General features: G+C 51.8%; 12 protein-coding genes. All 12 read right to left on the bottom strand.

Annotation, left to right across the window (positions count from 1 at the left end; translation table 11 throughout):
* Positions 1-191 precede the first annotated feature (191 nt).
* The gene (locus IX84_RS13190; RefSeq protein WP_152605042.1) at positions 192-1,094 is read right to left on the bottom strand and encodes a coiled-coil domain-containing protein; all 903 of its coding nucleotides are present in this window, start codon (positions 1,092-1,094) and stop codon (positions 192-194) included.
* On the bottom strand, positions 1,072-1,635 hold the full coding sequence (locus tag IX84_RS13185) for a hypothetical protein (protein WP_044221364.1): 564 nt from the start codon (positions 1,633-1,635) through the stop codon (positions 1,072-1,074). Before IX84_RS13185 ends, IX84_RS13190 begins: the two co-directional genes overlap by 23 nt.
* Positions 1,636-1,883: 248 nt before the next feature.
* On the bottom strand, positions 1,884-2,660 hold the full coding sequence (locus IX84_RS13180) for a LytR/AlgR family response regulator transcription factor (protein ID WP_044221361.1): 777 nt from the start codon (positions 2,658-2,660) through the stop codon (positions 1,884-1,886).
* Between the two features lie 16 nt (positions 2,661-2,676).
* A complete protein-coding gene (locus IX84_RS13175) occupies positions 2,677-4,698 on the bottom strand; it encodes a tetratricopeptide repeat-containing sensor histidine kinase (protein WP_044221360.1) in 2,022 nt (673 codons plus the stop codon).
* Positions 4,699-4,845: 147 nt separating this feature from the next.
* Entirely contained in the window at positions 4,846-5,772 is a 927-nt protein-coding gene (locus IX84_RS13170; protein WP_044221358.1) for a pseudouridine-5'-phosphate glycosidase, read from the bottom strand.
* 107 nt (positions 5,773-5,879) lie between these two features.
* Positions 5,880-7,775, bottom strand: a complete 1,896-nt coding sequence (locus IX84_RS13165) for a tetratricopeptide repeat protein (RefSeq protein ID WP_152605041.1) — start codon at positions 7,773-7,775, stop codon at positions 5,880-5,882.
* 335 nt (positions 7,776-8,110) lie between these two features.
* The gene (locus IX84_RS13160; protein ID WP_044221353.1) at positions 8,111-9,304 is read right to left on the bottom strand and encodes a Wadjet anti-phage system protein JetD domain-containing protein; all 1,194 of its coding nucleotides are present in this window, start codon (positions 9,302-9,304) and stop codon (positions 8,111-8,113) included.
* Positions 9,301-12,783 (bottom strand): ATP-binding protein, encoded by a 3,483-nt coding sequence (locus tag IX84_RS13155; RefSeq protein WP_044221351.1) that lies wholly within the window; start codon positions 12,781-12,783, stop codon positions 9,301-9,303. The genes IX84_RS13160 and IX84_RS13155 overlap by 4 nt, the downstream gene beginning before the upstream one ends.
* Positions 12,783-13,367 (bottom strand): DUF4194 domain-containing protein, encoded by a 585-nt coding sequence (locus tag IX84_RS13150; RefSeq protein WP_044221348.1) that lies wholly within the window; start codon positions 13,365-13,367, stop codon positions 12,783-12,785. Before IX84_RS13150 ends, IX84_RS13155 begins: the two co-directional genes overlap by 1 nt.
* Complete coding sequence (locus IX84_RS13145; RefSeq protein ID WP_044221346.1) at positions 13,364-14,824, bottom strand: DUF3375 domain-containing protein; 1,461 nt, start codon at positions 14,822-14,824, stop codon at positions 13,364-13,366. Before IX84_RS13145 ends, IX84_RS13150 begins: the two co-directional genes overlap by 4 nt.
* Positions 14,825-14,832: 8 nt before the next feature.
* Positions 14,833-17,316 (bottom strand): DEAD/DEAH box helicase, encoded by a 2,484-nt coding sequence (locus IX84_RS13140; protein ID WP_044221344.1) that lies wholly within the window; start codon positions 17,314-17,316, stop codon positions 14,833-14,835.
* Positions 17,317-17,349: 33 nt separating this feature from the next.
* Entirely contained in the window at positions 17,350-18,912 is a 1,563-nt protein-coding gene (locus IX84_RS13135) for an ATP-binding protein (protein ID WP_044221342.1), read from the bottom strand.
* Positions 18,913-19,165 lie beyond the last annotated feature (253 nt).

The following is a 19,165-nucleotide window of genomic DNA, read 5'->3' as shown; positions in this document are numbered from 1 at the left end:
GTCCGTACGGATGCCTGCGTTTTTCGCCTTGCGAGCGAAAAAAATACCTGCGTCAACTTTGCACAAATCCTGCCTTGGAGAACTATAGATCAATTCTTACGTAGCCTAATCGCCATGTGAACATATCCCGCGACTATAAAATTTGTACAAAAATTAAAACTGGGTTTTCTAATTTTTGATCTGATGGAGTATCAATCCAGTATAAATCGGCCAATATCTATTTCTAAATCCTGGCATCGGAGATAAACATGATAGTAGATACCTTTTTCTAAGCGACCTTCAAAATCGAATTTCCTGGCTATATTTACGTTTGTATAGAAAACATACTCACTCAGAAGATCCATTCCACCGGATTGGTTATTCTTGATATTCCTATGTAGAGTGACCGGATATACAATGAAGGGCTCTCCATTATTCTTTCGAATAGAGACCTCCATATCAATCTTTTCTTCTGGTTCTATGCGGCTATTAGGAAGTGGGTAATAGTATAAATCGAATGAAATCGATTTTGGGTTTCTAGGAATGTTTTTAGAATCATGGATCGGATTATAGCCATCTATGAATACCGAATTGGCGCGTTTAAGATTTCTCAATCTATTCTGTTGAATATAATCATGAAGAGCATTTATCTCTTCAACAAAATACTCTGTCAGTGCCCTAATATTTGCTTCTAGCCTAATTATTCCCTGATTAAGTAAGTTCACTTCTCTAATAAGGCTATCCCGCTCTTCTTTAAGAATCTTAAGTTGATCATCTCTGAGCTGAACTTTACCTTCGAGTTCCTTGATTTGATCTTCTTTAATCCTAAGGTCTACTTTCAATCTATAATAATCCCGCTCTAAACGACCATACCTGCTTTTAGCATTTTCATATAGCCCTTGAAGTTTGCTTTTTTCTTTTTGCAAAGCCTGGGTACTACCCTCCCAATTTTTGACGGACCTTTCCAACTCACTGATTTTATCGACATCGGCAAAGGCTAAGTCCAGTTCGTCTTTGATATCAACTTGAGCAATAGAAACCACTGAGACCAGGCCAAAAAAACAAAGAAAGAGATATCTTAAAACCATAGCATTAAAAATTTTTACCTTTTTCAAAATCATGGATAAGTAATTCCAGCATTGACCTTACCTTCCCAATCGTACGAATATCACCGTTACCTAATGCTACTCCATCTACCCCAGACAAGCGGCTTTCTAAATGCGCTATTTTGCGCAGATAATTCCTTTTTGAAATTTGATCTAGCTTAGTTGATTTTTTGATCAATTCAGGAAATGCTATTAGCCTATCCCTCAGTTCCTTTAATTCAGCAAGCTGATTTCTCCGAGCTCTGTGACTATAGTCATCTATAAAAGTCTCTATTTTCAATAATGCTTCCTGAAGTGATGCCTCATTTTTATTAGAAGAGTGGTCCTTATAAAGAAACCACCAATTACAGGCATTCGATACATAACTGTTGTAGTACCCCACAAATATAGAATCCCCTGCAAGCCCTCTTGCCGCATACCTCTTCACTGTAGATTGAATTCTCGGATTCGTTTTGACCTGACCATTCAACTGGCTAATATTCTTTTTTAAAAGTTCAATTTCTCCTTTAATTTCCGAAGCGAATTGGACTATCAACTCGTCTTCAGTCATTTTTACCTCTTTATAGCTAAGAAGTGGAAATGGACACTCTGGAGATGCCGGTAGAGGGCAGCCTAAAATGGATAGCAAAAAAAGCATAGCCAACCCTGTCTGCAATACTCGATTTTCGATCACTACATCTAACTTTAAGCATTAAGTAATAAAACTGATTTATTCCGCCATAATTCAAGGCTCCATGTAAAATGGCGCTTTTTACAACAACCTCCGCTACATCCTCACCAACCTCCAATCCTTCCCCACTAATCCGCCCGCAAATTAGGCAGCCCGCTCAAAAACGACTCCCGCCACTTGTCACTCAGCGGGATTTCCTGCGTCCCCTCCCGGTAGCGGACCATCACCCGGCCGCGGTGGTAGGCTACTACATGACGGGTATTGACGGCCCAGGAGCGGTGGGTGCGCATCAAGGCAGGGTGAGGTACCTGCTCCAGAAAACTATTAAGGCGGACAGAAAAGGCAATGACTTTAGTGTCAGTCACGATTTTCACAGCGTGCTCTTTGGCTTCTATCCAGCGAATATCGGCGACTTCCACTCGCACGTGGCGGTAATCCTGCCGCACGAAGAAGAAATCCTGGGCGGCATACAGGGCGCAGCCGCTGCCGGAGGAAGCCGGCACAGATGCTACAACAGCCGGTCGGCGGGCATAGAAAGTCGCAAAGGCCGTATCCAACGCGATCAGGAGCTGCTCAATGGGGGCAGATTTGAGGACGTACTGCACCATTGGCGCCTGCTTGGCCCGCTCTACAAACTCGCGCTTGTCGTGGCTGCTGAGGAAGAGGATGGGCAGGGGGGAAATAGTGTGCAGGGCGATGGACAGCTCGATGCCGTCGAGCGTGCTGCCATTGAGCTCAATATCCAGCAGGGCGATATCGGGGCGCTCCTTTTGGAAAAGCGCCATAGCCTCATCGCTGTTGGTGGCGTGGCCGGTAATGCGGTAGCCTTGCTGCTCCAGTTGCTCCTGCAGATTGGCGGCGATAATGTGGTCGTCTTCAACGAGTAAAATGCTTGCGGCTTTCATTTTGGCAAAGGGTTTTTTATGCGGCTTTTAAATTGAGTTCACACTCCACGCGGGTGCCTTTCTCTCCGGAAAAGGCGATGCGCCCGTTGAGCTGTTTGACCAGGTTGTGGAGCAGGAAAAGCCCCATCGACTGTTTCGTATCTACCTGGAAGTCGGCGGGCAGGCCACTACCGTTGTCGGTGTAGATGAGGCGGTAGCGGCCTGATGTTTCAGGCTGCAACGCTACATTAATTTCAGGGTTCGGCTGCTCGGCAAAGGCGTGCTTGCAGGAGTTGGTCGCCAGCTCATTGACGATGAGCCCGATGCGCATGGCGGCTTCCCCGTCCACCCGCTCAGCATCCGGTGCGTGCAGGTAGATACGCAGGGGCTGTTCCGGGCTGCCAAAGCTGCGCTGAAGAGCGGTAGTGATTTCTTCCAGATACTCGCGTATGGCGACCGTTTTCTGCCCTTCCCCATCGTGGTGGAGTCGGCTCTGCAGGACCGACATGGCCCGCAGGCGGGCATCGGCTTCTTTGACGGCCTGCTGCGCTTCGGGCTGTTCCTTCAGGCGGTTGACCTGCAGGCTCATCAGGCTGTTGGCGAAGACGAGGTTGTTCATCATGCGGTGGCGCTGCTCCCTGTGGAGGAGCTCGATCTCGGATTTCTGGGCTTGGATGCGCTGCCCCTGCAGATAGAGGAAGGTGGATAAGCCGGCCAGAGCAATTAAACCCAGCCCAAGGCCACCCAGCCCCATACGCTGATTGCGGTTGATGCTAGCCTGCAGCTCATTCTCGCGCTGCAGGGCTTGGTTTTGGAGTTCTTTTTGTTCGGTTTGGTAGCGGGTCTCGATTTCGGTGATGGCTTCGAATTTCAACCAGTTATAAAGGGAGTCGGTAGCCTCAGAATATGCGTTTATGAGCTTGCTTATTTCTTTATTCTCTTGCAAGTAAGACTCTGTCAATAGGAGAAATTTTAGAGCTTTGCTTCTATCTTCCCACATACCATTAAGGGTATCCGTTGCGGAGATAGCGTCTCTGAGGTAGGGCTGTGCCTGCTGATATTGCCCCATTTTACCTAAAATATTCCCCACAGATACTTTAGAGTTGATTAGCTCCCTGCTCATGCCCAGCTCTTGCTCTAAATCCATCGCCTGAAGGTAATAACGAAGGGCTGCACTGTCGTTACCCTCAGATATCTGCGTGTCACCTAAATTATGAAGTGTATAAGCCCTTGTGTAAGGATCGAAGTCATTTATTTTTAAAGCTTTGCTGAGGTAGAACACAGCCGAATCCGGCTCCCCAAGATTGTTGAAAATAGCTCCAAAATTGCCATACAATGGAGAAAGTCTGTACTTATTGTCGTTCGCTTCAAAGTATTGTTGAGCAAATCGTCCGTATTCCAATGCCTGTTCCCATTCGTCTAGGTCTATGTAAACAGTGTTTAAGTTAGCATAGCTTATAGCAAGGTTAGTAAAATCACTGACACGCTTTGACAAATCTACGGCTAGAAGCAATACCTTAACACCTTGTTCAGAATTACCGCCTTCATGGAGTGCTCCTCCAAGGTTGATACAGGAAGCAATAATTTGGGAAGTATCTTTACTTCTTTCCCTGTATTCCAAACCTTTTCTGTATAGCGCTATGGCTGTATCAATTTGTCCTTTATTGAAATGTACGATCCCTATGTTATTATAAAGCGTACCAATTTGCTTAGGGGACCCGTTCGGTTTAGCAAGAATCAATGCTTGATTGTAAAGAGTCAGTGCGGAGTCCATTTTACCTTCTACAAGAAAAGTATTCGCTATAGTATTTAACGCACTGGAAGCTCCTAGCTCGTCCTGACTATTAATGAGAAGCCTATAGCTGGAATCAGCGTACACCCTAGCTTTCAAAGGGTTATCATAAATATATACCCATGCAAGATCATCTAGAATTTTAGCTTTTAGTGTATCGTTATTTACAGATAAAAGTTCCTGCTTTAAACTATCCTCCTGCCCCCACACAGGCCCGTAAAACCATACCACCACTGCCCACAACAGCAGTACTTTGCAATTATTCATAACCTTGAATTTAGACCGTTAAGGATTTAGTCAACCGGGTGGATAGCGTTTCAGGTAAGTGTATTCAGCTTAATATTCGCTTAAAACTAATAAACAATGCTGAATCCTCCATTCCTGTAAGACAATTTCTGAAAATCCAGGGGCGGTTTATCCGGACAAGCTACAAAGCGCTCCACTTACCGCTGCCGCCAGGCGCGCATTATTCAGCACCAATTCGATATTGGCTTCCAGGCTGTCGCCTTTGGTCAGTTGCTCAATGCGGGAAAGCAGGAAGGGGGTGAGCGCTTTGCCAACTATATCTTGCTGCGCTGCCTCCGCAATCGCCAGGTCTATGACCCGGTCCATCTCTTCCTGCGGCATAGCGTAGGCTTCCGGAATGGGGTTGGCAATGACGGCACCGCCATGTAGCCCGAGCTGCCATTTGGTGTGCAATGCCTTCGTAATTTCCGATGCCGTTTCCATCCGGTAGTCGACCGGCAGACCACTTGTACGGGTATAAAAAGCCGGCAATTCATCCGTTTGAAAGCCCAGTACCGGCACGCCCATGGTCTCCAGGTATTCCAGCGTCAGGCGCAAATCCAGGATAGACTTGGCACCGGCACAGACCACAGCCACATTCGTCCGGGCCAGTTCCTGAAGGTCGGCGGAGATATCCATCGTTCTTTCCGCCCCCCGGTGCACCCCGCCTATGCCGCCGGTGGCAAATACCCGGATGCCCGCCAGCGCTGCAATGATCATAGTAGCAGCAACGGTGGTCGCACCATCTCCTTTCCGGGCAACCAGCACCGGTAGATCCCTGCGGCTTACTTTTGTCACCGCCGTACCTTTTTTGCCCAAATTTTCAATCTCTGCTTCGGAAAGCCCGGCCCGCAATTGTCCACCGATCACCGCTATGGTTGCGGGGACAGCACCGCTCTCCCGAACAGTGGCTTCCACGCGCAGGGCCGTTTCCACATTTTTCGGGTAGGGCATACCGTGAGAGATGATGGTGGATTCGAGGGCGACCACGGGCTGTCCATTTTGCAGGGCGGCTTTCACAACCGGCGACATGCTGACAAGCGGATTGAGCTGCATAATTTGATGTTTTACTGATCCTTAAGAGTACTATCCTGCTGTTTCGCACAATACTGAAGGTAAAGCCTTCTTCATCATCAGAGAAATAGAGTTTACTACCCTAACACCTACTGAAGTATAGCCCCTGCCCGTTCAGACTGCGGATTGAGCTGCAAAGCCCGTCTCGCCATCTGTTGTGCCTGCCCGGTATTGCCGGCCAGCGCATGGACTTCTGCCAAATCTTCAAGGAGGGTCACATTGTCCGGGCTTACCTCCAGCCCGTAATTCAGGTACTGCAGCGCCAAAGCATATTGATTTTGCTGCTTAGCCATCAACTCATACCCCGCCCGATGGTAGAACTGCGCCATTCGCTGTCCATCCTCCCGGCCATTCAGGTAGACCATATACTGATCAATGAAGTTGACATGGCGGGCACTGAGTATCTCGTAGAACCCTTCCAACAGCTGATCCAGGTCCCTGTTCTGCTGATACAGCCCACCAAGCAAACCTCCCTTACAGGTCAAAGCATCGGAATATTCCGGATAGATTTCCAGCGCCCGGTTAACGTAAGGAAGGGCTTCCTGATACGTAGCCAGTTGCTGTGCGCCCTGCTCCTGCAAGCCTCGCTGATACAGGGAATAAGCCATATAGCTGTTGGCCCGCGCACTGTTCGTTGATACTTTAATTGCAGCACGATTGAGGCTCATGGCGTCTTTCCAGGCGGGGAGGCGTTCGTAAGTTTTTCCGGCGTAAGCTAAAGCAGTAACCAGTAAAATACCAATCCCAGCTTGTTTGGCCCATTTATGCCGGCTCTGCCAGACAGGCAACCGGACAAGGAACAAATAAGCCCATAGGGTGCAAAAACCCAGGGAAGAAACGTACACAAACCGCTCGTTCATCGGAGCGCCCACTGAAATGACAATATTAGACACAATGGACAGGGTAGAAAAGTAAAACAGGATACTCCAGGCTGGAATAGATTGCTTCCGGAACGACCGGATGCCCCAGCCCAACAGTGCCAGATTGGCGGCGAGTGAAACCAGGACCCGCCAGTCCCCCCAGCTGAGAATGGGTACCTGATAAGGGTAGTAATCGTGCGTGAGCGGGTGCGGAAAAACCAATAGCTTCAGGTATTGCCCCAGGGTGTAAGTGATCGTTGCATACTTTTCGGCAAAGCCAATCCCAACAAAGGGGTCATTCATAATGCCCGAAACGACCAGACCGGGATTGTACAAATACCCCACCGCATTGACCCGGATCAGCAAATACAGCCCAAAGGACAGCAACAGGGGCAGCACACTAACAGCCGTAGTTTTGAGGCTGGCATTAGTGAATAAATAGATACTTAGCGGGATTACCGCCAGGAAGGTCACTGCGTTTTCCTTGGCCAGCAAAGCCAGCAGAAAAAGCCCGCCTGACAGCAGCAGCGCAAACCAGGACTGTTGTTTGGTATAGCGGAGGCTGAAGTACAACGTGCTAAGGGAAAGCAGCAGCACCAGAATTTCATCCCGTCCCTTGATATTCGCAACCACCTCGGTATGAATAGGATGGAGCACAAACAGCAGCGCAATCCAAAACGGCAGCCTTTCGTACCAGGCCTGCCCTTTTTTCCCCGGGATCAGGATAGCCAGCAACCGGAAGATGAGTAGCCCGGTCAGACTGTACGAAAGGACATTGATCAGGTGGCTGTTGCCCGGATTCAAACCGTATAATGCATACTCCACCGCAAAAGTGGCGATAGACAAAGGCCGGTAGCGGGCACCGGCTACCAGTTCCTGTTGCTCGCCAAGGTAGCCGGTAAAACTATCCGTTGTAAAAATATCACCGATCCCTGCCAGCCCCTTTTTCACGAAGTTGTTCTCAGACAACACCAGGACATCGTCCAGCACATAACCGAACGTACGCGTAGTGGCGTACAGTAAAAAAGGCAGGGCGAACAACAGCAGCCCGGGCAGTGCATAGCGCCGCCAAAAGCCGGAACGTTTAGCTTTGGTTTGAGCTGTCATGGGTACCTGCTTTTTCATTTTCCGTTTTGCCATAATGATCCAGATTGATACATCGCTGCTCAAAATAGCAGTTTTTTCAGAAGCTGGTATTAATGCAGAATAACCTAGCAGATGATTCTTATACGAGAAGCCACTACTGTGGTCTTAAAACCGGGTAGAACCATTAAGACTATGTTGGGATTTCACCCTTTGGGCTGCATTTGCCAAATTTTATCCTGAACTTCGTTGCTCTTCAGTCGCTTAACTCAGGCTAAGCTCCTTCATCGCGCCCCCGACGATGAATGTCGGGATCAAAGACTTGTTCAGAATAAAATTTGACTACATTCGCTCCAAAAGCGAATTCCCAACATAGTCTAAAACAACGCCTCAAAGATCTGTTTGACATAGTCCAGGGGGATATGCTCTTGCTCCAGCCTCAATTGGTACTCCTTGAGGTAGTCAAAAAATGCCTGCTCCGTTTCAGTAAGCCCGGGCAGGTGCCCCACCGGGCTCTTCGGGGCATCATGCCTGCTGAATGCCGAAAAGGTGTTCAGCGTCTCCTCATCCATCAGGAAAGGCCGGACATGAGGATGGTGGGCCCTCAACCGGGAGAGGATTTGCAGCCCGTGTGCGTCAATATCTCCCCAGTAGAACAGCTCAACTTCTGATAGCCAGGCCACTTCCGATAGCGCTCCCACCCCAAAGCCACTTCCGAAAATACCAATCGTCTCCTTTGCCTGCGGGAGCGTCAGTAAATTCATCAGGTTGGTATAGTTGGTCTTGTTTTCCAAAATGATGACCCGGCGCACTGTCAACTTCAGCTGTGCAAGTGCATCAAGGGGCAGCGCCAGATCCTGTACCCCGGAGAAGTACTGATCCGCCAGAGATACATCCATCAGCCGGAGGCGGACCATCGGCTGCCGGTATTTTAGCCCGTAGCGCTGTTCAAAATGGCGCACACCCCGAAATTGATCATTGATGCGGGACCCCGGCAGCACTTCATCCAGCAAGCTGATGAGTAGCCGTTTATGGGTTTCAATAAACTTGGTGGGGATATCCAGGGGCAGCTCCCGGATGTAATATTGCCCCGGTCTGTGCTCCTCCATGAAGTAACGGACTACTTTTAACAGCTCATTCCATTGGGTGTGATGGCTTTCCACATCAAGGGGGGAAGCGATGCACCAATCTTGCAGCCCTGGAATTACCTCGGAAACCATCGCTGCATCTGCCATGACCTGAGCATATACCTGTTCGCGCTTTAGCAGGTACAGATAATCTTCAAGGGTTGCCACATCAATACTCTGAATAAAGCGGTTGCGACCAATGCTGCGGTAGTCGCGCTCTTCCCAGCTTAGGCTCCAGCCTTTAGATTTATACGGTTGGCTGCGCTTTAGCCACTGCTCCTGTGCCGATCGTACCTGCTCAAAGTTTTCGATCCACTCCTTTGGCTTAGGCTTGCCGATGCGGCTCAGAGAGCGCGGAAAGTAATCTTCCTGCTCCAATCCGGCCCGCAACACCTTTGGCCACCACTTTTCCAGCTGCTGAAGGGCTGCTTTTTCGGTAATCATGACTTTGAAGTATTAACGGCTTGCTCCCGGGCTGCTTTCTCTGCCTGGTACTCCTCAATACTGATGTTGCGTACCATGGAAGATTGCCCTTTGGGGTTGGACACGTAGTGCACCGTCGAGATATGCTTTTCGATGACATTGATCTTTTGCAAGGGCGTCACGATAAGCAACTGCAAATTAAGCCGCTCAAACAGCTGAAGCCCGTACCTCGTACTCTCATCCGATCCGCGCCCAAAGGCTTCATCAATGACCACAAAGCGGAAGGAGCGAGAGCGGGAGCGCCCCCATTCCAGCCCAAACTGAAAGGCAATAGCAGAAGCCAGGATCGTATAGGCCAGTTTTTCCTTTTGCCCGCCGGACTTACCGGAAGAATCACTGAAATACTCATGCAGCTCGTTGGTCTCCCGGTAAAGCTCTTCGGCACCAAAGGTGTACCACTGTCTTACATCAGTCACCTTCTTTGTCCAGCGGCTATCTTCTTCCGTCCCCCCGGCGAAACGGTCGAGGAGCTTTTTGACATGCTCAAATTTCTCTTCGGTATACAGATCTTCGTCGGCCACATCTCCGTAGGTGTTGGACAGGCAGGCCCTCAGATCTTGCTTGAAGGTGCTGATATCCTCTCTGTGAACCGGCTCCTTCGAAATGCGGATGAACCGACCGGGATTGTAGTCGATCTCGCGCAGGTGCTGATTGATTTCCTCTATTTTGCGGTTAATGTCCTGTTCAAAAGTGTCGAGCTTCGACTTGAACATCAGGATGCTCTGTATGGTCTTGGTGCGCAACAGCTCCCGGAAGCGTTCTTCATGCCGTGGGATGTCATCCTTTTGCAGCCGCACATAACGCTCGCGGAACTCCTCCACAGACCGGATGTCCGCATCCACATCTATGACTTCCTCCGGAAACTGTTGCTTGAAGGTGGTCATTTGCCTGACGATGCGCTGTGCCAGCCGGCTTTCCTGATCACGGTACTTCCGGATCATCCCATTATTGCCTTCAATTTTTTCTTTAAGCTTTTGCTCCGCCTGTGCCCACGCCTCTGCAGGTGCTTCCGGGCTCAGCTCAGGCAGGTGCTTTTGCAAATGGCTGGAAGGTGCCTGTTGGGGTATCGTGACTGCCCTGCAATCGCTGAACACCCGGTGCGCCGCCTCATTGGTGACCACTGCGCCCAGTGCGCTCAGAGGGAGTGGCGGCAACCCGGTTTGGTGGAGTAATGCCGTGATTGCACCAAGCAATTTCGTGAGTTCGTTTTTCTGAACGCCTTTCTGCTCAAACTTAACGCCGACCTGAGCACTCAGCTGACTTACCGCAGCTTCCGCCTCTGTTATTTTTTCCTGCAGATGCCGCAGCTCCTCTGAGCCGGCTTCCAGGCGCTGCTGCTCTTCCCGCAGTGCCTGAATCCGTATGATCAAGGGCTTGAAATTCAGGTTTTCAAAGGAAGGGTACTCCAGCAGCCGCTCAAGTATACCCCGCTGCTTGTCCAATGCCCGTTCTGCATTGCGCAGTCGCTGATATTCGGTCTCCGCCTGAGCTAATTCCGCTTCCACTTCCCGCTGTTCCGCTTCCAGGGCCTTGATTTTCGGTTTATTGCTCCAGCCCAGGATATACTGCCGCCGGTCGTTGACATCATAGCGGTCGTCTTTGGTATGCCGCACCCGGCTGTCTTTGCTCTGCCCTTCGACGGTAAGCGCCCGGGGCGCCCGCCGGAACGCAGCCATCGTGTCGCAACAGGTATAATCGTAACGCCTGATCAGCTCCTTTTCCAACCATTCGTAAAACGGGGTATCCGCTTTGATCTGCACTTTGCGCACCAAAGAGTTGGCTTCCGGCTCGCGGCTATCCCTGTCCGGATGAGGCAGGGTGCGCAAATAGACCAGTTTCCCACCAAGATGAATGCGATCCAGATAATTGCTGACAGCTTCGTAGTGTTGGTCGGGTACCAGCAGGCTAAGGCCGAAGCCCCGTAGCTGCCGCTCGATTGCCCCCTCCCACTTAGCCTCCTCCGGGAGCACCTGTAGCAGTTCACCCGCAAAGGGCAGGTCCTCTTCCGTAAGATACAGCCCGGTGAGCAGTTTTTGCCGTAGCCTTAAATTGCGTTGCGGAATTTGCGTGGGCCTTTGTCTGAGGGATTGCAGCTCCTTGTCCAGCTCTTCCAGGCGTGCCCGGTGTTTGTCTATCCGAACAGCTAAGGGATCCCGGGCATCCTGCAGTTCTTCCAGCGTTATCAGCGCCTGCTCCCGTTGTGCTGTGAACTGATGTTTCTGTGCCATGAAACCGCCTACGTCTTCCGGCATCCCGAGTGGAAGCCCGTGCCCTTTCGGCAGGAAACGACCAAGTTCTGCGAGCCGGTCTTCATAGGTACGGGCCTGATCCTGGCGGCGCGCACGCTCTGCCCCGAGCTCTTTGATTTGCAGTTTGATTTGAGCCAGCTGCTGATTAACATTCAGGCTATCCCGGGCAGCTTTCAGGCGAGCCAGCTCCTCTTGTGCTGCCTGCTCCTGCTGCCGTAAAGCCAGCATTTCGGCCTCCAGAGTCTCCCAGTCTTGTTGCAGACGCCCCATACCCCGGATAGCTGCCTGTAGTTTTGCTTTCGCAAAATAGCCGGGGATTTCCTCCAAAAGTGCTTCCAGCTCACCAATTTTATGCAATGCTTTCCTGCGCTCGTCCGCTTCTTCAATCATAGGCTGCAGGAGATCGCGCTGCTGCCTGGCCTGCGCTACTAATCGGTGGGCCGTATTAAGATCGGCGTATTTAGCGACCAGCTCATTGATGTCCTCCTGAATATTAGTCTGCCCCAGCATCTGCTCCCGGACAAACTCCGTGAGGTTGCCTACCGATTTCATGGAGACGGTCTTGTAAAACAGCTCCAGGGCTTCGGGCTGCCGGATGCCAAAAACCTGCCGAAAGCGGTCTGCATAAGCACTGAAGCTATTGAACAGCTCGGCGCCCCGCTGTTTGCGCAACTGCTTTTTGAGCTGCCGGATATCTGTTCCAAAATTACTGAAGTCGGGGTCAATTTGCAGAGCCTGTTCAGCCAGCACGTAAAAGCGTTTGACGCTATCATCCTGCATCCAGTAAACCTGCGCCAGCGTAGCGAAATCGTTTTGCGCGGCATTGGCAAAAACAGCCAGCAGTAAGGTCAGGTGCTTGTTATCGGGCCGGAGATACACATCCCGCCCTTTGCTTGCCGCGTTGACCTTTTCATTTTTGTAAGCACCGCGCACGTAGCTCAGCAGGTTGCGCTCCCGGCTTTCAGCTCCGGCTGCCTTGTTGTAGGTGATCTTTTGCTGTGGCACCAGCAAGGTCGTGATGGCATCGACCAGTGTGGATTTTCCGGAGCCGATATCGCCAGTAAGCAGGGCATTCTGCCCGTTGGGGCTAATTTCCCAGATATGCTTGTCGAAAGTGCCCCAGTTGAGGACTTCCAGGCGGTGCAGCCGGTAACCGGACGGGGAGCTTGGTATTTCAGATGGAGATAGCATCAGGATTCTTTTTGGGCTTCAGCGTAGGCTTTGAGCTGTCCGAGAATTTCGTTCAGTTTTTCGATAGGGACGTAGGCTTTCAGGATGCGGCTCACTTCGTAGCGGTCTTCTTCCCGCACAGTCTGCAGGAAGCCAAAGCTGATCATTTTCTTGATATCAGCCCGGAGCTTGTCCTCCTGTTTGCGCTCGTTGGCGGCCGTATCATCCCAGTACAGGCGCATCATCTCGGCGATATCACTATAACGGAGCACCAGCCTGACTTCGTTGCCTTCCGACTCAAACTCGAGGAGGCGTTTACGCAAAAGTACAATAAGGAGCGTCTGTTGGTAGCTTAGCCGGCGTCGGGTCATGAGGCGGGGTTGAGGATCAGCTTCTTCTTCCTCCGGTTGCTGCCGCAAATAGGCATACCCGTCCCCCTCTTCCACGATCAGCTCCAGCCCAAGCACTTCGAAGTAAGCCCGCAGGCGCTCCCGGTACCGCAGGAGGAGGTTCCAGGCATCAAGGTGCTGCTCCCGGTACAGGATGCCCTTGAGCAAGTAGATGGCCGGCGCACGGATTTCCGCCTTTACAGTTGGTTCGCTCATTTCAAAAATAAGATTTGGGGCAGTTCCACGGCGTAAGTTTGTCCCTCGCTTTCATAAAACAACTTTTCCTGCTGCCCGGTATTGATGACAGCTTTTTGGCGGGGTTCCCACTGTGTAGCCAGCCCAAAGTAGGCCACTATCTCACTGAGCCCCTTTTCCACCGGGGCGTGGGCCACCACTTCTTTCAGGCTCACCTGCTGTTTGCCCCGCAGCATTTTCTGTATTCTGCCCTTCAGTTCCTCAGGGTCGATGTACATTTGATTGTAAAGTCCCTCTGTAAGGACTTCGACGGCATTCCCCGCTACCGGCTGATCGGAGGCCAGCTGCAGCTCATCGGCAGGCTGAAAAAGGCGGCGTTCCATCACCAGGTTCACTGCAGGCTTGCCAGCAATATCACTAAAAAAGCGCTGAGGCGGAGGCTCGTTCTTGACCTGAAGCGCCAGTTGCTCAATTTCTTCAATAACCTGCCCGGCACGGCGGTTTTCCAAAAAGGTGCGGGATGCCAAAAAACGGCGCAGTTGTTCGATAAGCCGGGTGGTGGTCCGGTCTACCCGTTCGCCAGCCTCTACCAGGAGGATTTTAAGGCGGGGCAGGACAGAGTGGTTGCGGTAGGCTTCCAGCTCGGGCTGTTCAAATAATTGCGCAGCCATTTGGTCGAGCCGGTCCTGCCGGCCCTGATCCATCAGGAACGCCCAAAAGGCAGTGAAGGTCTTGCCCTGATCCGTTTCCATGATAGCGTCCTGAGCGGAGAAAATCTCGTCCAGCACCTGCCCCCGGCTGTGCTGCCGGTTGATTTGCTCTTCCCGGGCCTTAGTGTTGAGTTGCCGGAAGTTTTCCTCAATCTGCCGGAAGTCTGCCAGCAGCTTGGCTGCCGTTTCTTCAATTAATTTGAGCTGTTCGCGCATACGGGTGGGGTCAAGGCGGCTGATCTGCCCTTCTTCCAGCTCCATGATTTCCCGGTCCAGCTCAAGGCGCTGTGCCAGCAGTTGCTCCAGGCGGTCCTGTGCATCGGTGGAGCTGCCGTAGGTGAGGTCCTGCAGCATATTGAAAAGTTGTAGCAAGCGGGACTCCGCCCCTACGAATTCCCTTTTGTCCAGCTCGGCTATCCAGACCAGCGCCTGCTCCGTGGCGGGAGTGAGCTCAAAAGTTGCCTCTGCAGCCCCAGCCTCGTAGTATTGCCGCAGGAAGCCCTCTTTGGACCAGTCTTCCAGGTATAGCCGTGAAGTGCGGGGGTAGGGTTTCCCGCCTTCCCCCGCACCTTCGTTAGCCGCAAACAGGAAATCAGACAATAGGGTATTCAGCTCCTGACTACCGTAGGCCTGCCGACGCTCTTCGCGGAAGGCACGCCACAGGAAAGCCACAATCATCGGGGCGTGTGCTTTGCGCAATAGCCGCACCGCGCTATGGTCTTCCAGTAGCCTGCTCACTTCGTCTATATTTGAAAAGCGGTCCTCCATAATTATTTCTACCCTAGCTTACTCAGCAGCCCGCCCAGCAATTTCGCTGCATTCTTAACCACCTCGGAATCTTCCACCGGAATTTTCAGGTAGGACTGCCCGGTTTGCTCGTCCTTTTCCACTATTTCATTGACTAGTTGCTGTGTGGCCTTTTCATCAGACAAAGTTTGCGAGAGCCGCCCGAGGAAGCTGAGCCCTTCTGATAACAGTCCTGCTCCGGAGGACGAAGAAGCCTGACCGGTACCCGTTGAGCCGCCCCGCTTCGGTTGAGGCGCCGCTTCCGGCTCCGGCGTTTCCTCTTCCCACCAGGCATCAAGAGCGGCCTCGGCCGGTTCCAGTTTTTCAGATGCCCCGCTGGCAGATGCTTTTTCGAGGTCTTCATCACTGCTGGGTTCGGCAACTGCGTGCTCGGGCACCTGTACGTTTTTCACGCGCTCCAGCTCCTCCATAAAGTCTTTGAACTTGCGGTCGTTCATGAAGACGCTGTCCTGTGCCGTGTCGAGCACGGCTTCTGCCAATGAAGATTTGAACTGCAGCGTCTGCACCATGCGGTGCTCTATCGTACCCTCTGCAATCAGGTTGATGACCTGCACCTGCCGCTCCTGCCCGATTCGAAAGACCCGCCCGATGCGTTGTTCCAGCACAGCCGGGTTCCAGGGCAAATCCAGATTGACCACCAGGGAGGCTTTCTGCAAATTGAGGCCTACGCCCCCGGCATCTGTAGATAAAAATACCCTGCAGGCGGAGTCTTCCCGGAAACGGTCGAGCAGTTCGCCCCGCTTGCTGCCCGGAATGCCGCCGTGCAGATAGGCAAAGGGGATTTCCCGGGCTTCCAGCTCCTGTGCGACGATGCGGGTCATGCGCTCCCACTGACTGAAGATGACGGCGCTTTCGCCTTCCTCGGCCAGGCGTTCTTCCAATATGTAAAAGAGCTCTTCAATTTTGGTGTCGTGCCGCGTCTGCTGATCGACCAGGTAGGTGCTGTTGCAAGACATGCGCATCAGGTTGAGGCAACTCAGCAGGCGGCGGCGGTCTTTTTCGTTGAGGAAGCCCATTCTCCGCCATTTAGCGACCAGCTGCGCTACGTCTGCATCGTAGCTGTTGTGCAGCTCCATTTGCCGGGGTGTCATGGGCACCAGCAGTTGTTGGTCCTGCCGGGCAGGAAGTTGCTTCAGCACCTGCCGCTTGCGCCGGCGGATCATTACATGATTGAGCTTTTTGTAGATGGCATCCAGGTTTTTGTAGCCGCGTACCACCCCGCTTTCATCCTTTACCTGATGCCGGTAGAGCAGCAGGTAGAGGGGGCCCAACAGGAATTGGTCCAGGAACTGAACGATGGAGTACAGGTCCTCCAGCTTGTTTTCCAGGGGTGTGCCGGTGAGCGCAAACCGGTAAGGTGCTTCCAGGCGTTTAACCGCCCGGGAGATTTTGGTGTCCCAGTTTTTGATGCGCTGCGCTTCATCCAGGATGACCAGGTCCGGACCGGCGGCATTCAGGTAAGGGTAATCCCGGGCGACCACGTTGTAAGTTAGGATTTTGTAAACCTGCTCATGATCATCATACTGCTCCCGCCGCTTGTGGGCAGGGCCTTCCACCACATGCGCCTGAATACCTGTGAAGCGCTTAATCTCCGAGCGCCACTGATACTTGAGGGAGGTAGGACAGATGATGAAAACACTGCCAATCCCCAACTCACGCCGGTAGAGCTCTGCCGCGGCTATGGCCTGTATGGTTTTGCCCAGCCCCATCTCATCGGCGATCAGGCAGCGCCCGGCACGGAAGGCAAAGAGCACCCCTTCTTTCTGATAAGGATACAGTTTGGCATTAACCAGCCCGTTCAGGCTTTGCTCATCCGCCGCTAAGGCATCCGCACGTTGGCCCCGCCGGGCATCTGCACGTTTCTGTATGATAAAGTCCAGGGCATCCGGATAGCACCGAAAGGAGGAAGAGACGGCCTGCGCCTGCTCCAGAAACTGGTCAAAATCCAGATAAGCATGCTCATACAGTACACCATCTTCATCGAAGTACTGCCTGGCCAGTTTGCCAAGTGCATGTGCTTCTTCTCCGCCCAGGCGAAGCCGCAAACGCCGTTCTTCTCCGTATGCCAGGTAAACTGAGCTGTACTGCCGCTCCGAAGGCGGCTTGCGGAAGTGCTGCTTGTTGCCGTAGGTGTGGTACAATTTATGCAGGGCCCATTCGATGTGCTTACAGGTGCCCAGACCATTCGTTTTGAAGTCCATGCACTCACAGAAGTTCCCGCCCGGCTCCTGCCCACGAAGGGCTATACGGTAACGGCTGTTCCGCTCCGGGTTGATGACCGTGAAGTCAGACCAAACCGGGTGCTCCCCTTCATTGACCAGCTCAAAGGTTTGCTCCGGCCCAAATTGCTTGCGCAAGCCGATTTGCCAATCCCGTAGGCTCAGCTCTTCCGGCTGCCGGTAATAGCTTATCTTTTTCTGTTTTTTCTTCTTTTGTGCCTTCTTTTTGGTCATATGCTAGCTAGCTTTAGGTTGTTTTATCTGTTGTTACATCCACAATACCGAGATTGCCTTGCCCTCGTGTGTTTTCTCCTCTCGCCGTACCCGCTCGTCCCAGGGTAGCTCCGTGGAGGGCTTGGTTTCAAAAATCATCAGATAGCCGTGCTGCTGCCCAAGCTTGTCCATGTAGCGGGCGAGCTGTCGTAAGCCATCGGATAAAGTATAGTTATCATAGTGAATTTTCAACTCGATAGGCACTACCTGGTCTTTCCAAAATACCGCCAGGTCGGTCCGCCCGTTACCGACTGCCATTTCCCGCTCAATGCGGCCACCGCCGTTCACTACCCTTTGCAGGAAGGCCATGAGCAACAATTGATGCCCGGCTTCCTTGTAAGTAAATCGCTCCAGCCAGGACTCAGAATGCCGCCGGTAAAAGTCGACGAAAGCGTCCAGCAGTTTATCCATGATCAAGCGCCCCTCCTCATCCAGGTACCAGGCTGTTTCCGAAATCTCCTCCGGAAAACTCTCTTGCAAGGGGGAGTTGAGAATGCGGGTGATGATTTCCCGGTAAATCGGATTCGCAAACCGGATGGGGCTCTTTTGCGTGATCAGCCCCAGGTCCCGACAGTAGCGGATGGAGTCATCCAGCGTGTCGAATTCCAGGGGGCTGCCTTCGATGATGCTCATTACAATTTTGCGGACCCGCTCTTCCCTGACCTTGTCAGCCAGGCTGTCTAAGTGCGTTTGCCGCTGCTCTATGAGGCGCTCTTTGGCTTCGATGACCATGTCTGGCGTGATGACCTTGCTGTGGTCATTGCGCAGCATTTTGACAACGATTTCGTTGGCCAGCGCATTGGTCAGCCAGGGTTGACCGCCAGCATATTCGTATATTTTTTCGAATACGGCATCGGAAAATTTCTGGCCGGTGTCGGCAGTATGCTGGTTTAACAAGCCTCTGACTTCTTCTCTGCTGAAAACCGGGAGGAAAAAGGATTCTGCTTTCACATTGAACGGCGAGCCCGCCCCGATTGAAGGATTGTCTGCCCGCGCCCATGTGCGGTATTCCCGAATATCCCGCAACCCCACAAGAGCGATAGATTGAGGAAATCCCTGCGGCCGGGTTTGGAAGCCATCCCGGAACTGCCGCAGCACTGCAATCAGGACATCATCATAAAGTGCGTCCACTTCGTCCACCAACAAAACCAAAGGCTGATCAAGAGCTTTACTCCAATCGCTGAGATACTGCCGGAATAACTGCGGCCCAGCTTTATAATGAGTGGGGTCAGGTGGCAATTTAGCTCCACTCAGGAAGACCTGAGCAGTTTGATAAAGTGACTGTATAAAAACCTCATTGGCATCTGAAACGGAAATACTAGGATAACCTGCTGATTCCAGAGAGCTGACAGCAGCGGTGTATTTACCTTCCCGGTTCAGCCGGTGCGCCAACTGATGCAGAAAAGTCGTTTTACCCGTTTGCCGGGGCGCATGTATAAGAAAGTATTGCTTGGCTTCTATAAGATGGTAAATCTCATCAAACATTCCCCGGAAAGGCTCCACCATATAGTGATCCTCCGGATTGCACAAGCCCGTCGTGTTGAAAAATCGTTTCATAAAAGTAAAGTTACACAATAACTGCCAGCCCCGCTTATTTACGCTGCGGCTAAATAGTTACCCGGCGTACAGCCCATTTTCGTCGTAATTCCATCCAGCTTCGCCGAGGAAAATCGAAGAATCTCCCGATTTTAACACATTTTAAGACTGTATTCGGAAAGATTCGGGTAAGAAACGGAAATTTCCGAAATCATATACTGAGGATTAGGAAAGTGCACCTCCGCTCTTGGCTAAACTCGGAACAATAGGGTCG

Source organism: Phaeodactylibacter xiamenensis, from assembly GCF_000759025.1.
Taxonomy (GTDB): domain Bacteria; phylum Bacteroidota; class Bacteroidia; order Chitinophagales; family Saprospiraceae; genus Phaeodactylibacter; species Phaeodactylibacter xiamenensis.
This window is presented reverse-complemented; position numbering and strand designations above follow the sequence as displayed.